Origin of the sequence: Massilia rhizosphaerae (genome assembly GCF_016093545.1) — a bacterium.
Classification (GTDB): Bacteria; Pseudomonadota; Gammaproteobacteria; order Burkholderiales; family Burkholderiaceae_D; genus Telluria; species Telluria rhizosphaerae.
This window is the reverse complement of record NZ_JADKYX010000053.1, coordinates 1-697: the sequence shown is the minus strand read 5'-3', so window position 1 is coordinate 697 and position 697 is coordinate 1. Positions and strand designations below refer to the sequence as shown.

The 697-nt window shown below is 50.2% G+C and carries 2 tRNA genes and 2 rRNA genes; all 4 read right to left on the bottom strand.

Going from position 1 to position 697, the window contains the following annotated elements:
• A 23S ribosomal RNA gene (locus tag ISF28_RS30235) occupies positions 1-107 on the bottom strand; the annotation flags it as partial.
• A 233-nt stretch (positions 108-340) separates the two neighbouring features.
• Positions 341-416, bottom strand: a tRNA-Ala gene (locus tag ISF28_RS30230).
• Positions 417-438: 22 nt separating this feature from the next.
• Positions 439-515: transfer RNA gene (locus tag ISF28_RS30225), tRNA-Ile, on the bottom strand.
• Between the two features lie 82 nt (positions 516-597).
• Positions 598-697 (bottom strand): 16S ribosomal RNA (locus tag ISF28_RS30220); the annotation flags it as partial.

Sequence of the window (697 nt, the reverse complement as noted above, 5' to 3'; positions counted from 1 at the left end):
CGGATCAAAGTGTGTTTGCTCACTCCCCGCAGCTTATCGCAAGCTACTACGTCCTTCATCGCCTGTAATCGCCAAGGCATCCACCATGTGCACTTATTCACTTGTCCCTATAACGTTGGCCCCTGCAGTCTTTCCGAAGGAAAGACGAGAAGGGAACGTCATAACAACAAGAGTTCAGCTTACTTTGTTTGTTGATACATACAGATTACTACCCTAAGTGTGTCTCTGACTTTCGCCAGCTACACGCTTAAAGAAAACTTTACTTCTTCCAGATTGTTAAAGAACGAGAACTACACTTATCTAAACCACACAGGCTTACATAAATGCAGTGAACAGAGAGTGGTGGAGGATGACGGGATCGAACCGACGACCCCCTGCTTGCAAAGCAGGTGCTCTCCCAGCTGAGCTAATCCCCCATACATGGACAACTGCGTTGACTGGTAGGGCTGGTTGGACTCGAACCAACGACCCCCGCGTTATCAACACGGTGCTCTAACCAGCTGAGCTACAGCCCCGAAAACTCTTCTCGTTTAACTTTACAACAGCCGATAAGCGTAGGCGCTTGATGTCGAGCTTTCGCTCGCGGTGCCACTCTAGAAAGGAGGTGATCCAGCCGCACCTTCCGATACGGCTACCTTGTTACGACTTCACCCCAGTCACGAATCCTACCGTGGTAAGCGCCCTCCTTGCGGTTAAG